General features: G+C 72.0%; 6 protein-coding genes and 1 pseudogene. 4 read left to right on the top strand and 3 right to left on the bottom strand.

Annotated elements, in window-relative coordinates; all coding sequences use genetic code 11:
- Positions 1 to 1079 (bottom strand): AMP-binding protein (locus AB0F15_RS44760; RefSeq protein WP_360284000.1); only part of this gene is annotated, 1079 nt, incomplete at its 3' end.
- Entirely contained in the window at positions 1072 to 1824 is a 753-nt protein-coding gene (locus tag AB0F15_RS44755; protein ID WP_360283998.1) for a creatininase family protein, read from the bottom strand. The genes AB0F15_RS44755 and AB0F15_RS44760, both read right to left, overlap by 8 nt.
- Before the next feature lie 48 nt (positions 1825 to 1872).
- On the opposite strand from AB0F15_RS44755, the gene AB0F15_RS44750 reads away from it, so the two are divergent.
- From AB0F15_RS44750 to AB0F15_RS44735, 4 genes are all read left to right on the top strand, one after another.
- The gene (locus AB0F15_RS44750; protein ID WP_360283996.1) at positions 1873 to 2688 is read left to right on the top strand and encodes a PaaX family transcriptional regulator C-terminal domain-containing protein; all 816 of its coding nucleotides are present in this window, start codon (positions 1873 to 1875) and stop codon (positions 2686 to 2688) included.
- Positions 2685 to 3542: a tryptophan 2,3-dioxygenase family protein gene (locus tag AB0F15_RS44745; protein ID WP_360283994.1), complete on the top strand. Its 858-nt coding sequence runs from the start codon at positions 2685 to 2687 to the stop codon at positions 3540 to 3542. Before AB0F15_RS44750 ends, AB0F15_RS44745 begins: the two co-directional genes overlap by 4 nt.
- Entirely contained in the window at positions 3539 to 4732 is a 1194-nt protein-coding gene (locus AB0F15_RS44740; RefSeq protein ID WP_360283992.1) for a kynureninase, read from the top strand. The genes AB0F15_RS44745 and AB0F15_RS44740 overlap by 4 nt, the downstream gene beginning before the upstream one ends.
- 200 nt (positions 4733 to 4932) lie before the next feature.
- Positions 4933 to 6006 (top strand): Glu/Leu/Phe/Val dehydrogenase dimerization domain-containing protein, encoded by a 1074-nt coding sequence (locus AB0F15_RS44735; protein WP_360283990.1) that lies wholly within the window; start codon positions 4933 to 4935, stop codon positions 6004 to 6006.
- 37 nt (positions 6007 to 6043) lie between these two features.
- Here AB0F15_RS44735 and AB0F15_RS44730 read toward each other — a convergent pair.
- Positions 6044 to 6138, bottom strand: a pseudogene (locus AB0F15_RS44730) (SMC-Scp complex subunit ScpB); the annotation flags it as partial.

The following is a 6138-nucleotide window of genomic DNA, read 5'->3' as shown; positions in this document are numbered from 1 at the left end:
CGCGCCCCTTTACCCCCGCCGGGCACCGGCAACCCCCCCTCCACCTGCCCGGGGGCGGTTAACCGGGCACGGGGGGCGCCGGGCGCCCCGCCAGCCCCCCCCCCCGGCCGGTTCGACAGGTAGATGTGGTACGCCTCGGACGAGCCGATCCCGTCCACCACCGGCACCCCGAAGGTCGCGTCCCACCGCCGGTGCAGCTCCGGAGGCAGGGCCTCGCCCGCCGACGTCGCCATCCGCAGGCAGCTCAGGTCCTGGTCCGCCGCGGCCGGGTGCGCGACCATCGCGCTCATCATGGTCGGCACGTTGACCAGGACGGTCGGCCGGTGCCGGCGGATCAGCTCGAACACCAGGTCCGCCGTGCTGCGCTCGGGGAAGGCGATCCCGGCCGCGCCGACGCCGAACGGGAACAGCGCCACCAGGTCGCGCGCGTAGCCGAAGAACAGCTTGGGCACGGCGAGGACCCGGTCGTCCTCGCGCAGGCCGAGGACCCCGGCGGCGTACCGATCGAAGCTTTCCCGCGGGCTGCGCAGGGGGTGCACGCACGCCTTGGGTGCGCCCGTGCTGCCGGTGGTGAACTTCCAGATCCCGACGTCGTCCACAGTGGTCGGCGCGGCTTCCAGCGAATCCGGCGCGGCGTCGACCAACGTCCGGAATGGACGCTCGCCGGGGAGCAGCTCCTCGTCCGGCACGCCCGTGACGAGCAGCCCGGTGGCACCCGCCGAGCGCAGGGCGGGGAGCGTGACGGCGTCGGCGAGCACCACGGCCGCCTCGGTGTAGCCGAGGTAGTACGCGTAGTCCTTGGGCTGCAGGAACGGGTAGACCTCGGCGGTGACCGCGCCGATCTTCTGCGCGCCGTACCAGGCCGCGACGAACTCGTCGCCGTCGCTCATCGCCAGCAGCACCCGCTGTCCACGCCGGACGCCGGCGTCGAGCAGCACGTTCCCGATCCGGTTGGCCAGCCGGGCGAGCGACGCGTAGCTGATCGCGCGGTCCCCGACGAGCAGGGCCGTCCGGTCGCCGCGGCCCTCCGTCACGTGCCGGTCGAGGAAGTGCGTGGCGAGGTTGAACGGCTCACTCACGGGCCAGCTCCCGGATCGCTTCCACCAGCAGGTCGGTCAACGTCGAGAAGGTCGACTCGCCCTCGTCGGCGGTCGCCTCGGCCGGGGCGCCGCAGTACGCCTCGGTCATCCCCAGCTCGCGGAAACCCGCGTCTCCGGCCGCGGCGGCGAGACTGACCGGCACGTGCGGCAGCTCCCGCATCAGCGCCTGGTCGACGAGTTCGGGCCGGTCCGCCAGCACCAGTGACGTCTCGTACCGCCCCGCGTGGCACTCGCCGGACCGGAACTCCTCGGTCAGCCGCTCCGCGTGCCGCCGCCGGACCAGGTCGAGCAGCGCGACGCGCCCGTCGTAGGCGAAGTTCAGCGTTTCCGCCGCTCGCCGCAGGGTGACCAGGTGCGCGGGCTCGAAGTGGTTGTTGACCAGCAGGATCCGCCGGAACCCCTGGCCGATCAGCGCGGCCCCGATGTCCACCAGCAGCGCGTGCAGCGTCTCCTCGCCGATGTGCACGCCGCCGGCGAACCCGGCCGCGAACCGCGTCACGCCGTAGGGCACCTCGGGCAGGATCAGCACCCGGACGTCCTCGTCGGCGGCCAGCCGGTCGGCCGCGCGCTCGCACATCCCGCGCGAAATCAGCGGATCCGTGCCGAGCGGCGCGTGCGGGCCGTGCGGCTCGATCGCCCCCAGCGGAAGCAGCAGCACCGGCGTCCGGCCCGCGTCCGGCAGTGCAGCGACCTGCGGCGAGCTGAGTTCCGCGAAGTACGTCACGCAAATCAAGCTACACCGCAGCGGCCTGGGGTGTATAGAGTTGTGGTCGTGCCCGGAGACGCCTTCGAAGCCAGCCCTCAGGAGCTGGTCATGACGTTGCTGGGCAGCTACGTGCACCCGCGCGAAACCCGCCGGGTGTGGTCGGGCGGCCTGGTCGCGGTGCTCGCCGAGCTGGGCTTCTCCGACGGCGCCGCCCGGATCGCGCTCACCCGCCTGGTGCGCCGCGGCCTGCTGCAGCGCCACCGCGAAGGCCGCACCGTGCACTATTCGCTGACCCGGCGGACCGTCGCGCTGCTCGCCGACGGCGACCACCGGATCTTCTCCCTCGGCCGCCGCGAGCGCGCCGCCGGTGAGTGGACGGTGCTGTGGCAGAGCATCCCCGAGAGCCGCCGTCCGGCCAGGGAAAGCCTGGTCAGGCGGCTGCGGTTCCTCGGGTTCGGGCCTTACCAGGACGGCACCTGGATCGCCCCGCACGACCGCGAGGCCGAGGTTGTCGCCCTGCTCGGGGAGCTGGACGTCACCGAGCACGCCGGGCTCCTGCTCGGCCGTCCGTCGGCCGCGCTGGACGTCCGCCGGTTCGCCGGCCGGGCCTGGGACCTCGACGACCTGGCCGCGCGGTACGCCGCGTTCGTCGGCCAGTTCGGCGGGTACGCGGGACGTGAGCCCCCGGACGCCGAAGCGTTCGAGGTGCGCACCCGGCTGGTGCACACCTTCCGGATGTTCCCGTCGCTCGACCCGGAACTGCCCGCCGATCTGGTGCCCGTCCCGGACTGCCGTCCGGTGGCGGTCGACCTGTTCCACGACCTGTACACCGCGCTCGCGAGACCCGCTCAGCGCCACTTCGACGAGGTGACCCGAGGATGACCGATCAAAGTGCCACCGGGGATTCCCAGGGGGCGTGCCCCGTGGGCGGGGCCGGGGGTTCGACCCCGGAAAACCCAGCGACCCAGGGAGCTCTGAGCTACACCTCGTACCTCGGGCTGGACGAAGTGCTGAATGCGCAGCGCCTGCGGTCCGACGAGCACGACGAGCTGCTGTTCATCGTGATCCACCAGGTGTACGAGCTGTGGTTCAAGCAGATCCTGCACGAGGCGGACTTCCTGCAACGCAACCTCGAAGAGGGCAACACCGCCCACTCGATCCGCACGCTGCGCCGGATCCTGACGATCCTGAAGGTCGCGGTCGCGCAGATCGACGTGCTGGAAACCATGACGCCGAGCCAGTTCACCAGTTTCCGCACCCGGTTGGACGCTTCGAGCGGCTTCCAGTCGGCCCAGTTCCGCGAGCTGGAGGCGGTGCTCGGGCGGCGTGACGAGCGCGTGTTCGCGCACTACCCCGAGGACGGCGAGCAGCGGAAACGCATCGCCGAAGCGATGGCGCGGCCGTCGTTGTTCGACTCTTTTGTCGCGTACCTCAAGGTTTCTGGCTATGCGGTCGAGTGTGACCGAGACGTCACTCGACCGGTGGAGCCGTCCCCGGCCCTGCAGGCGATATTGCTGGACGTGTACAGCGACGACGAGGGACCCTCGATCGTCGCGGAGTGTCTGGTCGATCTCGACGAAGGGATGCAGGAGTGGCGCTACCGGCACGTGAAGATGGTCGAACGCACCATCGGCGACAAGACCGGGACGGGAGGATCATCCGGCGCCACTTACCTGCGTACCACGCTCTTCCAGCCGATGTTCCCGGATCTCTGGGCCGTACGGAGCCGACTGTGACCACTTTGGACGACCTGCGCGCGGACGACAACACCCTCGCCGCGCACTACTCCCGGTTCGCGGTGGCCGAACGCCTGCTGCTGTCCGGGCATTCGCACCAGGCCTGGCCGGACGTGGCGGAGGAGGGCCTGCTGGAGTCCTTCGCCGACGCCGCCCGCGACGTCGACGGCAAGTGGGACCGCGCCTTCGCCAAGGCGGACGAGCTGCGCGCGGGCTTCCGCCTGCTGCTCGGCGACCCGCACGGCGAGTACGCGCTGGGAGCGAGCACGCACGACCTGGTGCTGCGCTTCCTGTCGGCGATGGAGCTGCCGCGACGACCGCGCCTGGTCACCACCGACGGCGAGTTCCACACCCTGCGCCGTCAGCTCGCCCGCCTCGAAGAGGAGGGCGTCGAGATCGTGCGGGTGCCGCTCGACCCGGTCACGACGCTCGCCGAGCGGGTCGCCGGCGAAGTCGACGGCAACACCGCCGCCGTGCTGGTGTCGGCGGTGCTGTTCGAGACGTCGAGGCTCGTGCCCGGCCTCGCGCACCTCGCCGACGTCTGCCGCGACCGCTCGATCGAGCTCGTCGTCGACGCCTACCACGCGGTCGGCGTGGTGCCGTTCGCGCTGCACGACCTCGGGCTCACCAACGCCTGGGTGCTCGGCGGCGGCTACAAGTACCTGCAGCTGGGCGAGGGCAACTGCTTCCTGCGGCTGCCCGCGCACGCCCAGGAGCTGCGGCCGGTGATCACCGGCTGGTACGCGGAGTTCGGCGCGCTCGCCGACGAACGCCACCCCGGCCAGGTGCCCTACGCCATCGGCGGCGACCGGTTCGCCGGCGCCACCTACGACCCGGCGAGCCACTACCGCGGCGTCCGGGTCCAGCGGTTCTTCGCCGAGCACGGCCTCACGCCGGAGTTCCTCCGCGAGGTGTCGCAACACCAGGTGGGGCTGCTCGCGTCGGTGTTCGACAAGCTCGGGCTGCCGGAGGACGTCGTCACCCGCGACCGCGAGACGCCGCTCGCGATGTTCGGCGGGTTCCTCTCGCTGCGCTGCGCCGACGCCGCCGGGCTGCAGGCGGCACTGGCCGCCCACGGCGTCCGCACCGACAGCCGGGGTGCCCACCTGCGCTTCGGCCCGGCGCCGTACCTCTCCGACACCCAGCTCGAAACGGCGATGGGCACGCTCGGCGCGGTGGTGCGCGGCTGACCGGTCCCCTATGGACCCCCTGAATGCCGGCCTACCGGTCCGTATCGCGGGACCTCCGCTGGTCCGGCGGACGGCGGGGATCTAGGTTGGTGCCGGGACCCGGCACAGCGGCGGACGACCTCCGCCCGACGCCGGTTCCCGGCCACCCGAAGCGCGTCCCGGCCACGAACCGGGCGCGGGAGACAAAGGAGTCACCACCCGTGACCGAAGGAGTGTTCGCCCGGGGCACCGGGCACGAACAAGTCGTGTACTGCCACGACGAGGCCAGTGGCCTCAAGGCCATCATCGGCATCTACTCCACGGCGCTCGGACCCGCCCTCGGCGGGACGCGCTTCCACCCCTACGCCACCGAAGCGGACGCGCTCGACGACGTGCTCGCGCTGTCCAGGGGCATGGCGTACAAGAACGCGCTGGCCGGGCTCGACCTCGGCGGCGGCAAGGCCGTCATCATCGGCGACCCGAAGACCCTCAAGTCCGAAGCGCTGCTGCGCGCGTACGGGCGCTTCGTGCAGTCGCTGGGCGGCCGCTACATCACCGCGTGCGATGTGGGCACGTACGTGCAGGACATGGACGTCGTGGCCCGCGAGTGCCGGTACGTCACCGGGCGCTCGCCCGAAGACGGCGGCGCCGGCGATTCCTCCGTGCTCACCGCGTTCGGCGTCTTCCAGGGCATGCGGGCCTCCGCCGAGCACGTCTGGGGCCACCCGGAGCTGGCCGGCAAGCGCGTCGGCGTGGCCGGCGTCGGCAAGGTCGGCCACATCCTCGTCGGGCACCTCGTGGCGGCGGGAGCGCAGGTCACGATCACCGACGTCCACGCGCCGGCGATCGAGCGCACCCGGTCGGTGCACCCGGACGTCCGGGTGGTGTCCGATGTGGACACCCTGCTGCGCACCGAGCTCGACGTCTTCGCGCCCTGCGCCCTGGGTGGCGTCCTGAACGACGAGACCGTGCCGGTCCTCGGCGCGCGGATCGTCTGCGGCGCGGCGAACAACCAGCTCGCGCACGCCGGTGTCGACAAGCAGCTCGCCGACCGCGGTGTCCTCTACGCGCCGGACTACCTGGTGAACGCCGGCGGCGTGATCCAGGCCGACGACGAGCGGCACGGCTTCGACTTCGACCGCGCGAAGCGCAAGACGACAGCCATCTACGACACGACGAAGGCGGTCTTCGCGCTGGCCGAGGCCGACGGCGTGCCCCCGGCGACGGCGGCCGACCGGCTCGCCGAGCGGCGGATGGCGGAGGTCGGGCGGCTGCGGTCCATCATGATCGGGTGAGTCCCGAAGAGATCTTCGCGGCGGCGGGCGTGCGGGGTTCGATGAGGCCGCGCGCGAGCAGCGTCCGGATCACGCCGTCCACGTTCACGCCGCGCACCGCGGCGATCCTGGCACGGGTCACCGGTTGCCGGT

Origin of the sequence: Amycolatopsis sp. NPDC026612, assembly GCF_040638285.1 — a bacterium.
Lineage (GTDB): Bacteria > Actinomycetota > Actinomycetes > Mycobacteriales > Pseudonocardiaceae > Amycolatopsis.
This window is presented reverse-complemented; position numbering and strand designations above follow the sequence as displayed.

What these genes read in the sequence shown, in the direction of transcription:
- AB0F15_RS44745 (WP_360283994.1), top strand. Translation starts at nt 2,685, where the DNA reads ATGACCGATCAAAGTGCCACCGGGGATTCCCAGGGGGCGTGCCCCGTG.